The sequence below is a fragment of the Nocardia flavorosea NBRC 108225 genome (assembly GCF_001613385.1).
Lineage (GTDB): Bacteria > Actinomycetota > Actinomycetes > Mycobacteriales > Mycobacteriaceae > Nocardia > Nocardia flavorosea.
Genome location: NZ_BDCG01000012.1, coordinates 175,082 through 193,490, shown reverse-complemented (window position 1 = coordinate 193,490; position 18,409 = coordinate 175,082). Strand labels below are relative to the sequence as shown.

The window sequence follows — 18,409 nt, the reverse complement described above, 5'->3', positions numbered from 1 at the left end:
GGGTCCGATTGTACGGATCGGTAGTGAGGCACTGCCGATCACCGGGACGATACCGGGGAAGCCCGCGTACGCCGCGTCGGCGACGCTGCGCGAGGTGATCGCGCGCCACGGCATCGACACCGGTGTACTCGACGCGACGAACGATCTGTTCCGCCGCGCACTGGATGCGGGATACGGGTCCGACGGGCTCGCCCGGCTGGTGCCCGTGCTTTCCGCACCGCGATAACGCTGGTATCGGGCGGCCGCCGGGGTGCTGGCCGGCCTGAACGCCCGGCCCCGCTCGATCCCCCCGGTGCCCGCGCCGCAGCTACCGTTCGCTCATCGGGGCATCGGGGGTCGGCCGGCGTTCGCCGAGATCCGAATGCCTTCGGTCCCGGCCTCGAACGGGTGTCATGTCCCCGCGTCCCCGGGGCGCTCGGTTCGGTCGACGCGTTCGTTGATCAGCTCGTCGTCGTCCGCGGGCGGTTCCGGATCGTGCCATTCCTCGGCCCGGCTGGACCGGTTGCCGCGTAGTGTGCCCTCCATTTCGTGGGCCAGTTCGTCGTCGCGGGCCGGGCCGTGTTTACTACTTCCTCGTTCCATCATGTCCTCCTGCCTCACGGTTTCAGGTATGCCGCAGCAGCGCGCCGACACCCTCGCTGAGGGGAGTCTCCGCGTCGACCGGGGTGATCGTTCCGCCGCGTACCAGGACACCCACCGGTAGTGCTTCGTCGGCCCGGCAGGACTGCGCGGACGTTTCGGACAGGGCGCCGAGTGCCGCCGGGTCGCGGACGGGTTCGGGATCCAGCCGAACCGTGCGGTCGCCGAGGGTCGAGGCGTCGATCAGCAGATTCTCGGTGTTGGCCGCCAGGAGCGCCGAAACGGTCGCGGAGAGTCCGGCTACCGCGGGCCCGTCGTCGCGGCCGCGGGCCTGGTCGAATCGCGCGATCGCTTCTTTCTGCACTTCGTGCGCCTCGGCGGTGACGAGTTCACGGACTTCGGCATCGAATCCGCCGGTATCGGTGCCTGCGGCCCGCCCACCGGATTCGACCTCCACGACACGTGCCGGCACTGCGCCGAGGGCCCGGCGGACCTCGGCGCGGGTGGTGACATCACCGGCCAGCACCACGATCCGTGCCCGGATACGTTCGGTCAGGCGTTTCAGCTCCGCGGCGATATCGTCGGCATTGCGCCGGAGGGTTTCTTCCACGCGCCGCTGCATCGACAGATGCGACCAGCCGCCGCCGTGGCGGACCTTGTGCACCGGGTGGCCCTCGCCCTCGACGGTTTCGCCGACCACCTTGCCCTCGTCGTCGACCCCGTACAGTTCCGAACCCACCTTGTCCACCACCGCCACCGCGTGCGGGACCTCCTCGGTTTCGCATTCGATGAGCGGCAGCAGATAGGGCAACGGCGAGACCCGCACGATTTCCGGCTGCACCCGCCGGGGCAGTCGCCGGTCGATCAGCACTCGTTCGGAGTCGGCGATCAGGACGCGGCCTGCGCGTCCCGGTTCCGGTGGGCTGCCGGTGACCGCCGCCGCCAGGGATTCGATCATGCGGTCGGTCGCGCCCGCGGCCTCGAGGCGTTCGGCGAGGGCCCGCCAGCGCAGCGTGCGCTGCTGCTCGGCGTCCTCCGTATCGTGCTGGGCGTCGATGTACAGCGAGGCGAACGGGCCGGGTCGTTGCGCTACTTCTCTGATCGTCATATCAGCCACGTGGGGCGCGTACCCGGCGCGGCCGGATCGAATCGCGGCGTCCGGAATCGATCCGCGGCCGCCCCGGGCATACCGTTGCACCAGGTACGTCACCCCGGCTGGGCGGTCATTTTGCGCAGCGGCTCGTCGAGTTCGGCGCGGAAGAAGTCGAGGAACCCGTCGGGGTCGGGGCCGGCGTTCTGCATGACCAGATGGTCGAACCCGGCGTCCACGAACGGCTGCGCCACGTCGAGATAGCGCTGCGGATCGGGGCCGCAGGCGAATTTCTCCAGAATGTCCTGTTCCCGCACGGTGGCGGAGGCGGCGGCGAAGTTCACCGGGTTGGGTAGTTCGCTCATCACCTTCCACCCCGTCATCGCCCAGCGTGAGGTCTCGTGGGCGGCGCGGGCCGCGGTCTGTTCGTCGGGCGCCCAGGCCATGGGCACCTCCGCATAGCGCGGCCCGTCCCCGCCCGCCGCGCGATAGCCGGAGACGAGTTCCGGTGTCGGTTCGGTGGCGAACAGGCCGTCCCCCAGTTCGGCGGCGATACCGGCGGCCCGAGTGCCGCCGGCGGCGACGGCGATCACCGGCGGCTCGGCGGGCAGATCGAAGACGCGGGCATCGGACAACTGCAGGTGCCGGCCTTCGTAGGACTGGTAGCCGCCCTGCCACAGCAATCGGATGATCTCGAGGGCCTCGCGCAGCAGCGCGTGCCGCCCGGCCACATCGACCGGGAATCCCTCCCCGACGACATGCTCGTTGAGACGTTCCCCGGCGCCCACACCGAGGGTGAACCGGCCGTCGGAGAGCAGCGCCACGGTGGCGGCGGCCTGCGCGATGATCGCCGGGTGGTATCGCACGGTCGGGCAGGTGACGCCGGTGGCCAGCCCGATCCGCTCGGTTTCCGCGGCGATGGTGCCCAGGACCGACCAGGCGAACGGCGAATGTCCCTGGTTGTCCAGCCAGGGGTGATAGTGGTCGCTCATCTCGACGAAATCGAAACCGGCTGCTTCGGCGCGTACGGCCTGGCGGACCAGTTCGCCGGGCCCGAAGGCTTCGGCGGCCAGCTTGTATCCGATCTGCATGGTTCCTCCGAAAGCTGTAGTGGCGGATGCGCACGGACACCGTCTGTGCGCAGATACCGGGCGCGGTACCCGAGCACCGGTGGGCGAAACGCGCTGCCCGGCCGAGGCGAGCCGGTCGTACAGCGCGCGGGCCAGGACAAGCGCGGAACCACTGCCTCGCCCGCGGACCGGAAACCACGCTGCGCCCGGAGGAACGAGCCGGGGTCCGCGATATCCGGGCGCCGGTGTGCGAACCGGCCCCGTGGATCCGTCAGCCGGGCGGCGGCACCCGGCCGGGAGTGCGGGTGACGGTGGCGCCGGCAGCGGTGGCGAGATGGGCGAAGGCGATCGCATCGTGGATCGCGGCGCCGCCGGGGTCGTTGTTGAAGTAGACGTAGATATCGTGCTCGCCCGGCCAGCTGCGGGCGAGTCGTTCGATCCAGGTGCGCAGCGCCCGGTGGCCGTAGCGGGGCGGTGGATCGGCGCGGCCGTGATCCAGCCGCAGATAGCCCCACTCGGTGGTACGCCACAGCGGTGTCACCGGCCGTGACCCGGCATCGGCCCAGCACAGTGCGGCGCCGTTGCGTTCGAGGACGGCGCATACGGCCGGGGTCCACCACGATTCGTGCCGTGGTTCGACCGCGACCCGGACTCCGGCCGGGAAACAGTGCAGGCACGCCTCCAGCAGACCGGGATCGGCCCGGAGCGTGCCGGGGAATTGCAGCAGCACCGGGCCCAGCTTCGTGCCGAGACCCTCGGCGTGGTCGAGCAGCCGTGCCACGGGGTCGGCAGGGTCGCGCAGTCGTTTCATATGGGTCAGGAACCGGCTCGCCTTCACCGCACAGACGAAATCGGCGGGTGTGCGATCGTGCCAAGCGGTGAAGACTTCCCGGCTGGGCAGGCGATAGAAGGCGTTGTTGTTTTCGACGGTCGCGAACCGGGCGGCGTAGTGCTCCAACCACAGTCGCTGCGGACAGGTCTCGGGATAGAACACCCCGCGCCAATCCCGGTACTGCCAGCCGGAGGTGCCGATCTGCCACGGCATCGGGGTTATTCCCGCTGGCTGCCGTGGTCGGCCGCGGAAGACCGGGTACGGGATCGGATGGTCGGCATTCGGGGCGATTACCCCGGAAAGGGAAGAGCATTCCGGATCCGCCCTGCCAACGGTTGCTTCGGCAGCGGCACCCCGGACTGCCGGCCGGCGCGATCACGGACGAGCCGGCTCGACCTCGATACCGCGACCGCCGCCGCGGTCCTCGACCTGCGCCGCTCTCACGGCGTCAGCGCCGTCCAGGTGGCGTGGGCGATGCTCCTCACCGCCCTCACCGCCCTCACCGGGCGACCCGATGTGGTGCGGTTCGCTACGTGACTGCGCTGCCCGCCTCACCTTGTGATGATGTCGGCCGGTTCGCCTGGCGGTGGTGTCGGGCCGGTTCGCCTGGCGGTGGTGTCGGGCCGGTTCGAGTGGTGATGATGCCGGCCAGGTCAGTCCGCGACTGTGCTGACCCGTTCGCTCTGCGACGTGCCGGTGAAGTTGCTACCGGCAGTGGCGGCGGCTCGCTTCGCTACTTCGCCGATCGGCCGTGCTGTCGGGCCTGCGGGCCGGTTCGCCACTGGAGTGGTGGCAGTGCACCGGTGGCGGTCAATTCGGTGCGGGACGGTCCAGCCAGCGCAGCAGGGCAGCGGTGACCTCGTCCGGCCGCTCCTCCATGAGGAAATGATCGGCATCCACCCGTATCAGCTCGGCGGCCGGTATCCGTGCGGCGAGTTCTTCGGCGGTGCGCAGCGGGATCGCCGGGTCGTGCGTGCCCCAGACGATGGTGGTAGGGCAGGTGATCTCGGGCAGCCGGGCACCGAGCTCGGGGCGTATCCGGACCTCGTAACCCGCCCAGAAATGCGTGTACCAGCGGCGGCCGCCCGGGGTACGCAGTACGTCGAGGTAGCGTGCCAGCTTTTCCCGGTCGAAGCTGCCGTTGCGCAGGTAGCGCGCCAATCCGATCCGGTGCACGAGGTACACCGGCGGTGTGGCCAGCAGGCGGCGGGTCGGACGGTGCCGGGAGCCGACAGTGAACGCGCCGAACAGCAGTCGATACGGCGGCGTGAAGGTTCGGTGTGCCCGCGAATTCAGGATAGCCAGCCGCCGGACCCGGTCGGGATGACGCTGCACGAATCCGAGTCCGAGGAAACCGCCGTAATCGTGACAGGCCAGATCGACCCGGTCCACTCCCAGGGCATCGAACATCCGGGCGATCCGGTCGACCTCGCTGTCGTAATCGCAGGACAGGGCGGTATCGCGGGCGGACTCACCCCAGCCGAGCCAATCGGGTGCCAGTACTCGTCGCCGCGAAGACAGTGGCCCGATCTGGTGCTGCCAGGCCCGATGCGATTCCGGCCAGCCGTGCAGCAACACCACGGGGTCGCCGGTACCGGCCTCGGCATAGCGCAGCCGGGCACCGTCGACCGTCGTCTCCTTCAGTGCCGGTATCGCTCCCCGGCCGATCCGATCCGTGGTCATCGCCGCCTGCCTTTCTCGTTCCCGGGCCGGTGGTGCCGGGAGTTCCCGGCGGCCCGGATCAACTCGTCACCGCACCGGAAGGGCGCCGGTTCTCGATCCTGTGCCGGTATCGTCGCGTATATGACGCAGACGGCACTTCCGGAAACGTGCGCTGCGCCGGCGGCTACGGCCCGGCTCTGGGTGCGGCTCGGTCATGCCGTCTATCTGGGGCCAGGGCTGGGACTGGACGCGCATTCCACCGCTATCCCGTCGCTCGGTATCGGTATCGACGCGCCGTTCCGGGTGCGGGCCGACGGACTCCCCGATCTCACCGCCCGCAGCTTCCTGTTCCGCGCCCGGGTGACCCATCACGTGGTGGAGACCCGGGGCCGCATGCTGTTCGGTTTCTTCGATCCGACCAGCACCGCCCTGGCTCGCTGTCTCGGCGGAATGACCCGCCTGGCCGGAGATTATCCGTACGCGCACTACCGCGAAGCCGACCTCATCGCACTGTGCCGGGAACCGGAGCCGGATATCGAACGGCTACTGGACCTGGCGAGTATCCCGGTGCCCATCGTCCGTGACGCGCGGATCGCCGCCGCCGCGAGCCGCATCCGCGCCGATCCCGCCCGTCCGTACAGAGCCGATGAAACAGCCCGCGCCGCAGGCCTTTCCACCTCTCACTTCCTGCGTACCTTCGCCACGCAGACCGGGACGAGCTTCCGCCGTTACGTCCAGTGGGCGCGGATGGTGCAGATCGCCCGGTCCCATGCCGCCGGTCACGATCTGACCCGGTCGGCGGCGGATGCCGGGTTCGCGTCCCCGTCGCATTTCAGCGATACCTTCCGGGCGATGTTCGGGCTCACGCCGACGGCCTTCACGCGAATCGGCGGAGATCTGCGCATCATCGAGTGTTGACATCCTTCCTGCCGTGACGGGTGAGGATTCCCACCAGCGCACCCGGGGTCGTTCGGGCCTCGACGGTCCTCCCCGCTATGAGCTTCCACCGCAACTCCGGACGGCGGCGCACCAGCCCACCTTGTGATAGCGCGCTATTCGCGGACGACCTCCACCGGGTCGACGAGTGCCTGGGCCAGTGCCGCCTGGTGTGCGGGACCGGCGGGCGCACTCGCGGCGGAAGCCTCCGCCGTCTGGGTGCCCAGCAACGACACCATGTGCTGGAGCCGGCCGATCCCACTTTCCAGGAGTTCGGCGGCGTCGAGAAGCTGTGCGACTCCCTCGTCGGCGCGCCCGGGGATATCTCCGGCGAGTGCGCTGCCCTGGTCGAGTTGATCGGAGATCGACGTGAGGCGGCCGGCCAGGTCGTGCAGGGTGGTGCCCAGCCCGGCATCAGGGTCCGTTCCGGTGCCGAATTGCCCGGCGGGATCATCCAATTGCGTGGCCACCTGTCCGGATACGTCACGGACCGCCTGGAGTTTCGCGATGATATCGGCGATCGGCGCGGCGTCCGCGCCGGGCAGCGCGTGCAGTACGGGGAGTATCCGGTCGAGTCCGGTCGTCGTCGCGTCCGCCGCCTGCCGTGCATCGCTCAGCGTGATCTCCGTGGTATCCAGGGCGGTGGCGAGCTGACCGGCCTGCTCGGCCACGTCGTCCAGCATGGAGGTCAGCGAGTCGATCGCCGAGGACAGTTGGGCCACACCGGTTTCGGCGACCTCGACCAGATCCAGCAACTGTTCCGTCCCGGCGGCGAACTGTTCCGTGCCTACCACCGTCGCGTCCAATCCGGTACCCAGTAGTTGGGCGGTGAATTGTGCCGAAGAGATATGCGTCCGGGCGTGAGCGGTGGCCTCCAGGGCGGTGGTGATTCCCGCGGCGCCGATCTGCCGGCTGACGGTCGTGATCGCGCCCTCGACCGTGGCGTTCTCGGCGTCGTCGTGGATTTCGACGGTGAGCCGCGCTCGGCGCGGCGAGTGACCGGCCAGGGTCGTCATGGCGTCGGTCAGGTCCGCGGGCAGGGTGATCACTGCCGCGTAATCGCCGGCAACCGCGGCCTCGGCGGGCAGGATATGCCAGTCGTAGCCGCCGGTCTGCTGCACCGATTCGAGAACCCTGGCGCCCGTCGGCCCGGTGTCGGCGTTCACGAGGGCGATGCCGGTCGGCGCCGCGGAGACGCGGGTGTATGCGGTGACGCCGGCGGCCGCACCGATGAGGAGTACGAGACTCACGGATGCCGTCCGGGCATGGGTTCTGATCACGCACCGGACAGTACGACTGCTTTTTGTCAGAACGGCTTGGCGCCGGTGAGGGTTCGGTAAGGATTCCGGCAGCCGTGCCCGGGGCCGGGACGGAGGCCGATTCCGGTTGCGCGGAAACCGGCGATTCCGGCCGTCCGCAACCAAGCGCTTGCTACGATTCGCGGATGATTTCGACGGTCGTCTGGGGGACCGGCAATGTGGGCCGCGCCGCGATACGCGCGGTCGATGCCCATCCGGAACTCGTACTGACGGCCGTGGCCGTGCACGATCCGGCCAAACACGGGCGTGACGCCGGCGAACTCGCCGGACTGGACCGGCAGCTCGGCATCGCGGCCACCACCGATATCGACGCCGTGCTGGCGCATCGTCCCGAGGCCGTGGTCTATGCCGCATCCGGCGATATCCGGCCCGCTGACGCGCTCGCCGATATCGTCCGCGCCGTGGGCGCCGGTGCCGCGGTGGTGACACCGGCCCTGTATGCCCTGTACGACCAGCGCGGCGCACCGCCGGAAATCCGCGAACCGGTGCTGGCCGCCATCGAATCGGGTGGCGGATCACTGTTCGTCTCCGGGATCGACCCCGGCTGGGGCAACGATATCCTGCCGGTACTGATCAGTGGTCTCGGCAGCGTGGTCGATGTGGTGCGCTGCCAGGAGATCTTCGACTACTCCACCTACGACCAGCCCGATTCCGTCCGTTACCTGGTGGGGATGGGGCAGCCCATGGACCAGTTGCCGCCCATGGTGGCACCCGGTGTGCCGACCATGGTGTGGGGCGGGCAGGTACGGCTCATCGCGCGCGCCCTCGGGGTCGAAGTGGACGAGATCCGGGAAGATGTCCAGCGAGTGCCGCTCGAGACCACGGTGGAAACCGCGACGATGGGCAGTTTCATGGCCGGAACCCAAGGCGCGATGCGTTTCGAGGTGCAGGGCATCGTGGCGGGTGCGCCGCGGATCGTCGTGGAGCACATCACCCGGATCCATCCGTCCTGCGCACCCGAATGGCCCACCCCGCCCAACGGGGCGGGTGCGCACCGGGTGATCATCGAAGGGCGACCGCGTATCGAGGTCACCGTCGAAGCCACCGACGAGGGGGGCAACTACGCGGCCGGCGGTAACGCCACCGCCGTCGGGCGTCTCGTCGGCGCCATCGATTGGCTCGTCGATGCCGCGCCCGGTCTCTACGACGCACTCGACATACCGTTGCGGCCGGCGGCCGGCAAGCTGGGAAGGAACAGCCATGCGAGTTGATATCCCCGAAGGTAAGGACCCCATCGGCTATGTGTGGGGCGAGATGGTGCCCGGTATCGGCACCGCCGCCTCGAAGTTCTCGCTGGCCGTCTACGAGCATACGACGCTGGGACTGCACGAATTCGAGGCGGCGCGGTTACGGATCGCCCAGATCAACGGCTGCCTCTTCTGCCTGGACTGGCGTACCGAACGCGACGGGCAGAAGGTGGAGGAGGGATTCGCCGACGCCGTGACCGACTGGCGTACATCCGCCGAACTCGACGATCGGGCCCGGTTGGCCGCCGAATACGCCGAACGCTACGCCCTCGACCACCACAATCTGGACGAGGACTTCTGGTCGCGGATGACCGCGCACTACAGCCAGGCCGAAATCGTGGAGCTCAGTATGTGCCTGGGGTCGTGGCTCGCGTTCGGACGGCTCAATCATGTGCTGGGGCTCGACGCGGTCTGTGTGCTCCCGAGCCATTCCGGCGGTGCTGCCGGCGCCCGGCCCGGCGCCTGATCCGGCACTGTTGAATTCGCCCGCGCCGGGTATACGCGGGGTATGGAAAAACGCGACCGTATCGCCGACCCCTGGGGCGACCGGACCCCGTACGCCCCCGGAGACACCTGGCCGGCCAGGGTGGACAGTTATCTGGCCGACGGCGTGGACCCGGCGACCGTGCACTGGGTGCCGTCGGCGTCGGTGCTGCACTCCAACGGCGACGCCCTGGATATCGCTGTCCGGGACAACCACATCGTCGGGGTCCGGGGCAGGGGCACCGATAGGGTGAACCGCGGCCGGCTCGGCCCCAAGGACCTGTTCGGCTGGCAAGCCAATTCCGCGTCCGACCGGCTCACCCGGCCGTTGATCCGGGTCGACGGCGAACTGGTCGAAACCGATTGGGATACCGCGATGCAGCGCGTGGTGCAGCACAGCTCCGATCTGCTCGCCGAGCACGGCCCTTCCGCGATCGGTTTCTACACCTCCGGGCAGTTGTTCCTGGAGGAGTACTACACGCTCGGCGTGATCGCGCACGGTGCCCTCGGCACCAACCATCTGGACGGCAACACCCGCCTGTGCACGGCGACGGCCGCGGCCGCGTTGAAGGAATCCTTCGGCTGTGACGGCCAGCCCGGTTCCTACACCGATATCGACCACGCCGATACGATCGCCCTGTTCGGGCACAATGTCGCCGAAACCCAGTCGGTGCTCTGGTCGCGTATACTCGACCGGCTCGCGGGCGACGATCCGCCCGCACTGCTGTGCGTGGATCCGCGGTACACCCGGGTCGCCGAATACGCCACGGTGCATCTGGCGCCGCTGCCCGGCACCAACCTCGCTCTGATGAACGCGTTGCTGCACGAGATCGTCGCGAACGACTGGATGGATCGCGAGTACATCGACACGCATACCGTCGGTTTCGACCGTTTACGTGCACAGGTCGCGGACTACCCACCCGAGGTGGCGGAACGGATCTGCGATATTCCGGCCGCCGATATCCGCGCCGCGGCCCGTCTGCTCGGCTCCGCGCGCCGCTTGCTGTCCACCGTGCTTCAGGGCTTCTACCAGTCCCATCAGGCGACGGCCGCCGCGGTGCAGGTCAACAACATCCACCTCCTACGGGGGATGCTCGGCCGGCCCGGCTGCGGGGTACTGCAGATGAACGGCCAGCCGACCGCCCAGAACACCCGCGAATGCGGGGCCGACGGCGATATCGCCGGATTCCGCAACTGGGCCAACGACGCCCATATCGCCGACCTGGCCCGTCTCTGGAATCTGGATCCCGGGCAGCTCCCGCACGGCGGCCCCCCGACACATGTGATGAAGATGCTGGACCTCGCCGAAGAAGGCAGTCTCCGGATGTTGTGGGTGAGTGCGACGAATCCGGCGGTTTCGCTACCCGAACTCGCCCGCGTCCGCGACATTCTCTCCCGGGCGGGCCTGTTCCTGGTGGTGCAGGATATCTTCCGCACCGAAACCGCCGAACTGGCCGATATCGTGCTGCCCGCCGCGGGCTGGGGCGAGAAGACCGGCACGTTCACCAACGCCGACCGCACCGTGCACCTGTCCGAGCGCGCGGTGGACCCGCCCGGCGAGGCCCGCGCCGACCTGGACATCCTGCTCGACTATGCCCGGCGAATGGACTTCCGCGACCGTGCCGGCGCACCCCTGCCCGCTTGGCACGACGCCGAATCCGCGTTCGACGCATGGAAACAGTGCTCGGCGGGCCGCCCCTGCGACTACACCGGCCTCACCTACGAGAAACTACGCGGCGATTCGGGGATCCAATGGCCGTGTAACGCGACCGCACCCGACGGGACCGAACGGTTGTACGCCGACGGAAAATTCTGGAGCGACCCGGATTACTGCGAGTCCTACGGCAAAGACCTGATCACCGGCACCCCGCTGGAACCCGCCGAATACCGCGCGCTGAATCCGGACGGTAAGGCGATCATCAGATCCGCCGGCTACCTGCCACCCGCCGAGCAGCCCGGCGACCGGCGGCCCTTCGCGCTGATCACCGGCCGCACGTTGTACCACTTCCACACTCGGACCAAGACCGGCCGGGTTCCGCAATTACAGGCAGCCGCACCCGAGGTGTGGGTGGAGATCTCCGGTGCCGACGCCGAACGCGTGGGTATCGCCGAAGGCGATCAGCTCGAGGTCACCACGGCGCGCGGTGCACTCCGCGGGCGCGCCCGGGTGAGCGGGGTCCGCCCCGGTGTGTTGTTCGTACCGTTCCACTACGGGTACTGGGACGCCGACGGTCAGGGACACGACCGCGCCGCGAACGAACTCACGATCACCGATTGGGACCCGGTTTCCAAGCAGCCGCTGTTCAAGACCGCCGCGGCCGCCCTGCGCCGTGTCGACCGCGGAACCGGTCCGGCCACCGCGCCGACCAACACGGCCTCGGCGCCGCTGGACGATACGGTGCCTCGGACAGCCGGGGGAGCGGCCGCGCAGGCCCACAGCGAAACTCTGTCCGCCCAGGAAGCGGGCGGCTGACGTGGGGGCGCTCCGGTCCCGTCCCGTGCGGTAGGGACGCGCGGCCCGGATGATTGTGCGCAGAGTTCACGCCTACGGTTCTGAAGCAGCTCCGGGTGCCGAAGCCGAGGGGGTATCCGGTAGCGGCGTGGTCGGACGAGCTGCTGCGGGCCGTCAGCGACTACTGCACCGGTGGCAGGTACGGAGGCAACGATAAATACAGCCCATCACGTTGCGGAAATTGGACGCATCCGGGCTCGGTATCGCCGGCACAGTCTCTGTATCGGTGCTCACCGAAGCGTTTGCGACACGGTACCGGCAGCCGACGGCGTTTCGTCGAGGTTACTACGAAGAATCGTGGTGCCGGAGCCGGTTGTCCGGACGACTCCTAGTCGGATGAGCGCCGCGCGGCCGCGCGCCGGGCTCCAGCGGCGCCGTGGTGCAGCGCCCCGGACCGGGCGGCGCTCGCGGGCGCCCGGTCACTCCGGTGCGGTGTGAGTTCGTCCGTGATCGGCGGGTGTCGCGGGTACGGATCCGGGTAAGCCGGTAGCTCGACCCGATACGGCGAGGAGAACCGATGCGCGTAGTCGTGACGGGGGCGACCGGCAATGTGGGGACCGCAGTGCTCGACGCCCTGTCCACCACACCCGAGGTGACCTCGATTGCCGGTCTGGCCCGGCGTAAACCCGCCACGGAACGGCCGGGGGTGGAATGGGTGGCAGCGGATGTCCGGTCGACCGATCTCGCGGCGATCTTCCGCGGTGCGGCCGCGGTCGTCCACCTGGCGTGGGCGTTTCAGCCGACCCGGCGGCCACTGGACACCTGGCACACCAATGTGGGCGGTACCGAACGCGTACTCGACGCCGTGGCGACCGCCGGCGTGCCGGCCCTCGTCTACGCGTCGTCGATCGGCGCGTACTCGCCGGGGGCCGGCGATACGCCGGTCGACGAGAACTGGCCCACCGAAGGCTGGCCCGAGGCCTCCTACATGGTCGAGAAGGCCTATGTCGAACGGGTCCTCGATCTGTTCGAACAGCAGCACCGTGAGTGCCGGGTGGTCCGGATGCGACCGGCGTTCATCTTCCAGCGCGCCTCGGCGAGCGAACAGCGCCGCCTGTTCGCCGGGCCCTTGGTGCCCAATCGGCTGGTGCGCCCCGAACTGCTTCCGGTACTGCCGTACCCGCGCAGGTTGCGTTTCCAGACCCTGCACAGCGCCGACGCCGCCACCGCCTATGCGGCCGCAGTGGTGGCCGATGTGCGTGGTGCGTTCAATCTGGCCGCCGAACCCGTCCTCGATCGCGTCGGCATCGAACGCCTCCTCGGGGTCCGTGCCATCTCTGTGCCGCCGCGCCTGGTCCGCACCGCCCTGGCGGGCGCCTGGCATCTGCATCTGGCACCCGCGACGCCCGGCCTGTTCGACGCGCTCATGCACTTGCCGGTAATGGATACCTCCCGGGCACGTACGGAACTCGGCTGGACACCCCGGACCGCCGCTACCGACACCCTGCGGCTTTTCCTCGACGCGTTCCGGCACGGAAGCGGCGGGCCGACCCCACCGCTGGCACCGGACGCCGGCGGCCCGGGCCGGCACCGCGAATTCGGCTCCGGCGTCGGCGGCCACGATCCCGTCGACGAATAGCTGTGTCACCACGCCCGCATCGGGTAGCCGCCCGCCATGGCTACTATCGCTCCCTTACCGAAAGAACGTATCGGCGCGCCCCTGCGCGCGGTGGTGACCGGCTCAGATTCGGGGATCGGCCGGGCCGTCGCGGTGGCATTGGCCGGCGGCGGCGTCGATGTGGGCATCACGTATCACACGGATGAGTCCGGGGCCGCGCATACGGCCGAGCTGGCCCGTGACCGGGGCGCCCAGGCCGTCGTCCGGCAGCTCGACCTGGACGATCTGCCGACGAGCACGGCCGCAATCGACGAACTCGCCGAGGAACTGGGCGGACTGGATGTCCTGGTGAACTGCGCGGGCACCGGGTCGTCGCAGAAGGCGATGGATATGGACTTCGACACGTGGCGCCATGTCCTCTCCGTCGATCTCGACGGGGCGTTCCTGTGCACCCAGCGTGCGGCCCGGCATATGATCGACGCCGGTCGCGGCGGCCGGGTCATCAATATCACCAGTGTGCACGAGCATGCGCCCAAGGTCGGGGCGGCACCGTACTGCGCCGCCAAAGCGGGTCTGGGTGCGCTCACCAAGGTGCTGGCGCTGGAGCTGGCCGAGCACGACATCACCGTGAACTCCGTGGCGCCGGGCGAGATCTCGACGCCGATGACCGGCCAGGACGATGCCGACCCACGCGAACATCCCCGGCCGGGTCTGCCTCTGGGCAGGCCCGGTCACGCCGATGAAGTGGCCTCGGTGGTCGCATTCCTCGCGACCCCGGCTGCCGGATATGTCACCGGCTCCTCCTACGTCGTCGACGGCGGGATGTTGCTCATGGGCCCGCAAACCAGTCAGCTGGTCGGCGACGAGAGCTGGCGGCGTCCGGGTGCGGCCCAGGAGGTGGCCGATGTTTGATCCGATCACACCTGTGGTGCGGACCGCCTTCGATACCGGCGCGCGGTTGCGGCACGCCCGTTTCTTTCACCCTCGCGGTATCCGCCTGGCCGGGCGGTTCCGGGCCGAACCCGAGTTCGAGGAGCTGTTCGGCAGCGGTGACCGCGCCGTGATCGCCCGCCTGTCCAAGGGCACCGGCACCCCCGGCACCGTGCCGGATATTCTCGGCCTCGGGTTCCGCGTCCTGGCACGCGACGAACACCCGTGGGATTTCGCGCTTGCCACCACCGGCCGTGGTATGGCCGGACGGTTCGTGGTGACTCCCGCGCGCGGATGGTCGCATGCCCGTTACGGATCTCTGCTCCCGTACCGTTTCCCCGATTCGAGCCTGCGCTGGATCTTCGCCGATCCGGTCGGCCCGCAACCCGGCAGCCCCGCCCTCGCGGATCTCGAAGAGCATCTGCGCGAGCATCCGTTCGATTTCGAGATCACCGCCGCGGGTTGGCGCTCGCACCCGCAGACAGTCGGTGAGCTGGCCCTCCGACTGGCGGACCCGGAGGAACACCGAACGGATTTCTTCGATCCCATGCTCAACCATCCCGATGACATACAACCGGTACCGCAGGCGGTGCAGCGGATCCGCGAGGCCGCCTATACCGGCAGCCGCCGCGGCCGCGGCGCCGAGGACCGCGAAACCGGGCGGGCCATCGGGACGCTCCCCGGCTGAGCCCGGAATGCGGTGGAGTTGTTTCGACCGGGAACACCGGGCAATCCGGCGACCATGAACGGAACCGATGACACCGGTCAGGAATCCGCCGAGGTCGCCGAATGGGCGAGCGTTCCACCGACCGAGGAACAGTTGGACGAGGACGAGCTGGCCGTCGATCCGCTGGAAGAAGGGATGGACCCACCCGACGACTGGTCCGCGGCCGACCGCTACGCGACCACGCCCCGCGAACAGCGCGAGGGGGAATCCCTGGACGACCGGCTGGCCGAGGAGCGTCCGGATACCGTCGCAGAGGGTGAGCGTTCGGGAACGGCTCCGGACAGGGACCGAGGCCGCGAGTGACCGGCCCTTCGGCTGATCAGTGATGGGTCCAGTCGGGCTGCAGGAAATGCGCGACCCGGGCCGCCGCGGACCGCCGCCCGAGCAGGACGACCTCCCGGAACTGCCAGAGCATCGCGCCCGTCGGCGCGTGGATGGTCATATCGGGGGCCAATCGCATCTGCAACAAGCCGGTCTCCGGAGTCGCGGGGGTATCGGTATCACCGCGCCGTACCCAGTGCGGTGTCCCTTCGGCGGCCAGACTGTGCAGGTCCACGAAATGTACGGAGTGCACTTCGTCGGCGCTGGGGTCCAGATCCGCGATATCGCTCAATGTCGTGACGATCGGAGTGATGGCGAAACCGGAGGCGGCCGGGAAATCGTCGAGCACCCCGAGCACATCGGCGGGGTCGGCGACGAGACCGAGCTCTTCGTGTAGTTCGCGGGCGGCGGCCCGTTCGAGGGTTTCCCCGCGCTCCACCCGGCCACCGGGCAGACCCCACTGCCCGGCATTGCGGCCCCGGTAAGCCCGTTTGATGACGATCACCGCGGGTCCGGCGCCGTTGTCGACCACGCACAGCGCCACCGCTGCGCGCCGGGTCGCCAGATCGTCCGGAACGGCGATGCGGTCGAACGTATTCAGCCGGGCGCGGGCGAGCGCACGGAACTCGTCGATACTGTCGGGGACCCGCGGTCCCGGGTCGGCGGCCATGAATTCGATCATGCCCCATCGTGGGGGAGCGCAGGCCGCCGCCTCCGGCGCCGTCACCTCTGCCTCCGGCGCCGTCACCTCTGCCTCCGGCGGCGTCACATCCGCCGCATCACCGAAACCACCTTGCCCAGCACCACGGCATGGTCACCGTCGAGGACCGGATAGGCGGGATTGCGGGGTTCGAGATAGATATGCCCGCCGCGGCGGCGGAACACCTTCACCGTGGCCTCCCCGTCCAGCATCGCGGCGACGATCTCACCGGATTGCGCCTCGGGTTGCTGCCGCACCACCACCATATCGCCGTCGCAGATGGCGGCCTCCACCATGGAATCCCCGCGCACCCGCAGTCCGAATACGGTGCCACGCCCGACCAGTTCGCGCGGTAGCGACAGCACATCGCCGAGATGCTCCTCGGCAGTGATCGGGGTACCCGCGGCGATATCGCCGACCACGGGCACCGCTACGGCCTCCTCCCGATCCGCCGCGCCACCCTGCCCGGTGTTCAGGAACAACCGCACATCCATGGGCCGCGCCATACCCTCACCGCGCCGCAGGAATCCCTTCTCCTCCAGGCTTTTCAGATGCCGGGACACCGAGGATCCCGACCGTAGGCCGACCGCGTCGCCGAGCTGACGGGTACTCGGCGGATAACCGTGCCGGATCACCCACGCCTGGATGGCCGCGAGTATGCGGCGCTGACGATCGGGCAGGACGGAGGTGTCGAGGTGGTCGTATTCGGTCACCGCAGCATCGTATGATCTGGTACCGACCACTATGACGAGTGCGCTGCCCGAACGACCACCGGCCGGGATTCCGCGCCGGATGCCGATTTCGCCGCGCCCCGGCATTGCGCACCGGCGGTACGCCCCGCACATCGCAGACTGGACCGTTATGGACCAGTTGGTGCTGACGTTCACGCTGCTGTTCGCCGCGGTCCTGGCCGAGGCCCTGGGCCGCCGGATCGGTGTGGCCTCCGCGGTGCTGATGACACTGTTCGGTTGCGTGCTGGCACTGCTGCCGTTCGTCCCCGAGATCCGCATACCGCCGGAACTGATCCTGCCGCTGGTGCTGCCACCGCTGCTCTACGCCGCCGCACGCCGCACCTCCTGGCGGCAGTTCGCGGAGAACTGGGAACCGATCGTGCTGCGTGCAGTGGGGCTGGTGATCGCCACCGCGGCGGCGGTCGCCGCGATCTTCCACGCCTGGTACCCGGGTCTGCCGCTGGCCGCGGCCATTGTGCTGGGAGCCGTGGTCGCGCCGCCGGATCCCGTGGCCGCGACCGCCTTGGCCGGGCGGCTCGGGCTTCCGCGCCGGCTGGTGGTCGTGCTCGGCGGCGAAGGTCTGTTCAACGATGTCACCGCGATCGTGATCTATACGGTCGCGATCGAGGCGGTGGTCACCGGCCATTTCTCGGCCGCGCACGCCGGCCTCGAATTCGTTGTCTCCGCTGTGGTGGCGGTGGCCGTCGGGCTGCTGCTCGGCGTGCTGGGCAGCAAACTCACGGTATACCTCGCCGAGGCGAGCTGGCAGGTGGCGCTGAGCCTGCTGCTGCCGTTCGCGGCCTACGGGCTCGCCGAATCGTGGGGTGGATCCGGTGTCCTGGCGGTCCTGGTATGCGCCCTGTACCTGACCGACGCGGCGACCGAATTCGGCGATACCGCCTACCGCATGGCAGGTGAATCGTTCTGGGATATCACCGAGCTGCTGATCAGCGGTTTCGCCTTCGGTCTCATCGGTCTCGAACTGAGCGCGGTACTCACCGCCACCGGCGGCGAGTGGCCGCAGTTGGTTGCGGTCGCCGCCGCGGTGGTGGCTGTGGTGGTAGTCCTGCGGCTCGTCTGGCTGACGGTGACCTGGTGGCTGCGGGGTGCGTGGTGGCACGACGAAGACGCCGACGAGCCCTACACCTGGCGGGAAACCGTGGTCACCTGGTGGACCGGGATGCGCGGTGTCGCGACCGTCGCGCTGATACTGGCCATCCCCTTGTCCACCGAAACGGGTGCCGATTTCCCCGGCCGCACCCAGATCCTTTTCATAGCGTTCGCGGTGGTGCTGTTCACCCTGCTCGTCCAGGGGCCGACGCTGCCGCTGATCGTTCGGCTCACCGGTGTGCACGCCGATACCCGCGCCGAACGCCGGCTGGAACGGCAACTGTGGAAACGCGTCGTCGATGCCGAATTGGCCCGCCTCGAGGAGCTCGCCGAAGCCGAGGACATCCCCGTCGAACTCTACGAACGGCTACGTGAAGGCGTCCGTAAACGGATGGCCCGGGCCGATCCCGAAGCCGCCGGCGAGGAGTCGCGGGCGCTGGCCGAACGGGAGGCGCAACTGGCGGCCACCGTCAAACGGATCAGGACCGAACTCGCCCAAGCGGGCCGTCGCGAAGCACTTGCCGCGCGGCGCGAACCGGGGATGCCACCCGATCTGGTGGACCGGGTCACCCGGCGGCTGGACTTGGGAACCGGTCGCTGAA

At 69.1% G+C, this 18,409-nt stretch carries 19 protein-coding genes; 11 read left to right on the top strand and 8 right to left on the bottom strand.

What is annotated here, in order from left to right; genetic code table 11:
* The first annotated feature begins 94 nt into the window (after positions 1 to 94).
* Positions 95 to 226, top strand: coding sequence for an imine reductase family protein (locus tag NFL01S_RS37325; RefSeq protein WP_280508237.1), 132 nt, complete (start codon positions 95 to 97; stop codon positions 224 to 226).
* A gap of 164 nt (positions 227 to 390) precedes the next feature.
* Here the strand turns inward: NFL01S_RS37325 and NFL01S_RS13870 are convergent, their stop codons facing one another.
* The 4 genes from NFL01S_RS13870 to NFL01S_RS13855 all read right to left on the bottom strand — a co-directional run bounded on the left by NFL01S_RS13870 (position 391) and on the right by NFL01S_RS13855 (position 3,784).
* Positions 391 to 582, bottom strand: coding sequence for a hypothetical protein (locus NFL01S_RS13870; RefSeq protein WP_062975860.1), 192 nt, complete (start codon positions 580 to 582; stop codon positions 391 to 393).
* Positions 583 to 604: 22 nt separating this feature from the next.
* Positions 605 to 1,687: an Rv2629 family ribosome hibernation factor gene (locus NFL01S_RS13865; protein ID WP_157116521.1), complete on the bottom strand. Its 1,083-nt coding sequence runs from the start codon at positions 1,685 to 1,687 to the stop codon at positions 605 to 607.
* A 98-nt stretch (positions 1,688 to 1,785) separates the two neighbouring features.
* Complete coding sequence (locus NFL01S_RS13860; RefSeq protein WP_062975162.1) at positions 1,786 to 2,760, bottom strand: TIGR03557 family F420-dependent LLM class oxidoreductase; 975 nt, start codon at positions 2,758 to 2,760, stop codon at positions 1,786 to 1,788.
* A 250-nt stretch (positions 2,761 to 3,010) separates the two neighbouring features.
* A complete protein-coding gene (locus NFL01S_RS13855; RefSeq protein ID WP_062975160.1) occupies positions 3,011 to 3,784 on the bottom strand; it encodes a DUF72 domain-containing protein in 774 nt (257 codons plus the stop codon).
* Positions 3,785 to 3,841: 57 nt separating this feature from the next.
* Here NFL01S_RS13855 and NFL01S_RS13850 point away from each other — a divergent pair, with 57 nt between their 5' ends.
* Entirely contained in the window at positions 3,842 to 4,108 is a 267-nt protein-coding gene (locus NFL01S_RS13850) for a hypothetical protein (RefSeq protein WP_062975158.1), read from the top strand.
* Between the two features lie 273 nt (positions 4,109 to 4,381).
* On the opposite strand, the gene NFL01S_RS13845 is transcribed toward NFL01S_RS13850, so the two are convergent.
* A complete protein-coding gene (locus tag NFL01S_RS13845) occupies positions 4,382 to 5,254 on the bottom strand; it encodes an alpha/beta fold hydrolase (RefSeq protein ID WP_062975156.1) in 873 nt (290 codons plus the stop codon).
* 120 nt (positions 5,255 to 5,374) lie between these two features.
* On the opposite strand from NFL01S_RS13845, the gene NFL01S_RS13840 reads away from it, so the two are divergent.
* Positions 5,375 to 6,151, top strand: coding sequence for an AraC family transcriptional regulator (locus NFL01S_RS13840; protein WP_062975154.1), 777 nt, complete (start codon positions 5,375 to 5,377; stop codon positions 6,149 to 6,151).
* A 134-nt stretch (positions 6,152 to 6,285) separates the two neighbouring features.
* On the opposite strand, the gene NFL01S_RS13835 is transcribed toward NFL01S_RS13840, so the two are convergent.
* Positions 6,286 to 7,449, bottom strand: a complete 1,164-nt coding sequence (locus tag NFL01S_RS13835; protein ID WP_063915941.1) for a YhgE/Pip domain-containing protein — start codon at positions 7,447 to 7,449, stop codon at positions 6,286 to 6,288.
* Between the two features lie 164 nt (positions 7,450 to 7,613).
* On the opposite strand from NFL01S_RS13835, the gene NFL01S_RS13830 reads away from it, so the two are divergent.
* The 7 genes from NFL01S_RS13830 to NFL01S_RS13800 all read left to right on the top strand — a co-directional run bounded on the left by NFL01S_RS13830 (position 7,614) and on the right by NFL01S_RS13800 (position 15,248).
* A complete protein-coding gene (locus NFL01S_RS13830) occupies positions 7,614 to 8,699 on the top strand; it encodes an NAD(P)H-dependent amine dehydrogenase family protein (protein WP_062975859.1) in 1,086 nt (361 codons plus the stop codon).
* The gene (locus NFL01S_RS13825) at positions 8,689 to 9,201 is read left to right on the top strand and encodes a carboxymuconolactone decarboxylase family protein (protein WP_062975149.1); all 513 of its coding nucleotides are present in this window, start codon (positions 8,689 to 8,691) and stop codon (positions 9,199 to 9,201) included. The genes NFL01S_RS13830 and NFL01S_RS13825 overlap by 11 nt, the downstream gene beginning before the upstream one ends.
* A 42-nt stretch (positions 9,202 to 9,243) precedes the next feature.
* Positions 9,244 to 11,691: a molybdopterin oxidoreductase family protein gene (locus NFL01S_RS13820; protein ID WP_062975147.1), complete on the top strand. Its 2,448-nt coding sequence runs from the start codon at positions 9,244 to 9,246 to the stop codon at positions 11,689 to 11,691.
* 556 nt (positions 11,692 to 12,247) lie between these two features.
* Positions 12,248 to 13,309: an NAD-dependent epimerase/dehydratase family protein gene (locus NFL01S_RS13815; protein WP_062975145.1), complete on the top strand. Its 1,062-nt coding sequence runs from the start codon at positions 12,248 to 12,250 to the stop codon at positions 13,307 to 13,309.
* A gap of 36 nt (positions 13,310 to 13,345) precedes the next feature.
* Complete coding sequence (locus NFL01S_RS13810; protein ID WP_084492663.1) at positions 13,346 to 14,200, top strand: SDR family oxidoreductase; 855 nt, start codon at positions 13,346 to 13,348, stop codon at positions 14,198 to 14,200.
* Entirely contained in the window at positions 14,193 to 14,906 is a 714-nt protein-coding gene (locus NFL01S_RS13805) for a catalase family protein (RefSeq protein ID WP_062975143.1), read from the top strand. The genes NFL01S_RS13810 and NFL01S_RS13805 overlap by 8 nt, the downstream gene beginning before the upstream one ends.
* Positions 14,907 to 14,960: 54 nt before the next feature.
* Positions 14,961 to 15,248, top strand: coding sequence for a hypothetical protein (locus NFL01S_RS13800; RefSeq protein WP_210745024.1), 288 nt, complete (start codon positions 14,961 to 14,963; stop codon positions 15,246 to 15,248).
* 16 nt (positions 15,249 to 15,264) lie between these two features.
* Here the strand turns inward: NFL01S_RS13800 and NFL01S_RS13795 are convergent, their stop codons facing one another.
* Together NFL01S_RS13795 and lexA are read right to left on the bottom strand one after the other, a co-directional pair.
* Positions 15,265 to 16,014, bottom strand: coding sequence for an NUDIX hydrolase (locus NFL01S_RS13795; RefSeq protein WP_281181523.1), 750 nt, complete (start codon positions 16,012 to 16,014; stop codon positions 15,265 to 15,267).
* Between the two features lie 17 nt (positions 16,015 to 16,031).
* Positions 16,032 to 16,679, bottom strand: a complete 648-nt coding sequence (lexA, locus tag NFL01S_RS13790) for a transcriptional repressor LexA (RefSeq protein ID WP_245670685.1) — start codon at positions 16,677 to 16,679, stop codon at positions 16,032 to 16,034.
* Positions 16,680 to 16,827: 148 nt separating this feature from the next.
* Here lexA and NFL01S_RS13785 point away from each other — a divergent pair, with 148 nt between their 5' ends.
* Positions 16,828 to 18,408 (top strand): Na+/H+ antiporter, encoded by a 1,581-nt coding sequence (locus tag NFL01S_RS13785; RefSeq protein ID WP_062975855.1) that lies wholly within the window; start codon positions 16,828 to 16,830, stop codon positions 18,406 to 18,408.
* The last annotated feature ends 1 nt before the right edge of the window (position 18,409 follow it).

Excerpts from the sequence above, each read along its gene's own strand:
- NFL01S_RS13785 (WP_062975855.1), top strand. The coding sequence starts at position 16,828 with ATGGACCAGTTGGTGCTGACGTTCACGCTGCTGTTCGCCGCGGTCCTG.
- NFL01S_RS13820 (WP_062975147.1), top strand. The coding sequence starts at position 9,244 with ATGGAAAAACGCGACCGTATCGCCGACCCCTGGGGCGACCGGACCCCG.
- NFL01S_RS13845 (WP_062975156.1), bottom strand. The coding sequence starts at position 5,254 with ATGACCACGGATCGGATCGGCCGGGGAGCGATACCGGCACTGAAGGAG.
- NFL01S_RS13810 (WP_084492663.1), top strand. The coding sequence starts at position 13,346 with ATGGCTACTATCGCTCCCTTACCGAAAGAACGTATCGGCGCGCCCCTG.
- NFL01S_RS13830 (WP_062975859.1), top strand. The coding sequence starts at position 7,614 with ATGATTTCGACGGTCGTCTGGGGGACCGGCAATGTGGGCCGCGCCGCG.
- NFL01S_RS13825 (WP_062975149.1), top strand. The coding sequence starts at position 8,689 with ATGCGAGTTGATATCCCCGAAGGTAAGGACCCCATCGGCTATGTGTGG.
- NFL01S_RS13865 (WP_157116521.1), bottom strand. The coding sequence starts at position 1,687 with ATGACGATCAGAGAAGTAGCGCAACGACCCGGCCCGTTCGCCTCGCTG.
- NFL01S_RS13840 (WP_062975154.1), top strand. The coding sequence starts at position 5,375 with ATGACGCAGACGGCACTTCCGGAAACGTGCGCTGCGCCGGCGGCTACG.
- NFL01S_RS13800 (WP_210745024.1), top strand. The coding sequence starts at position 14,961 with ATGAACGGAACCGATGACACCGGTCAGGAATCCGCCGAGGTCGCCGAA.
- NFL01S_RS13805 (WP_062975143.1), top strand. The coding sequence starts at position 14,193 with ATGTTTGATCCGATCACACCTGTGGTGCGGACCGCCTTCGATACCGGC.
- NFL01S_RS13855 (WP_062975160.1), bottom strand. The coding sequence starts at position 3,784 with ATGCCGTGGCAGATCGGCACCTCCGGCTGGCAGTACCGGGATTGGCGC.
- NFL01S_RS13815 (WP_062975145.1), top strand. The coding sequence starts at position 12,248 with ATGCGCGTAGTCGTGACGGGGGCGACCGGCAATGTGGGGACCGCAGTG.
- NFL01S_RS13870 (WP_062975860.1), bottom strand. The coding sequence starts at position 582 with ATGGAACGAGGAAGTAGTAAACACGGCCCGGCCCGCGACGACGAACTG.
- NFL01S_RS13850 (WP_062975158.1), top strand. The coding sequence starts at position 3,842 with ATGGTCGGCATTCGGGGCGATTACCCCGGAAAGGGAAGAGCATTCCGG.
- NFL01S_RS13860 (WP_062975162.1), bottom strand. The coding sequence starts at position 2,760 with ATGCAGATCGGATACAAGCTGGCCGCCGAAGCCTTCGGGCCCGGCGAA.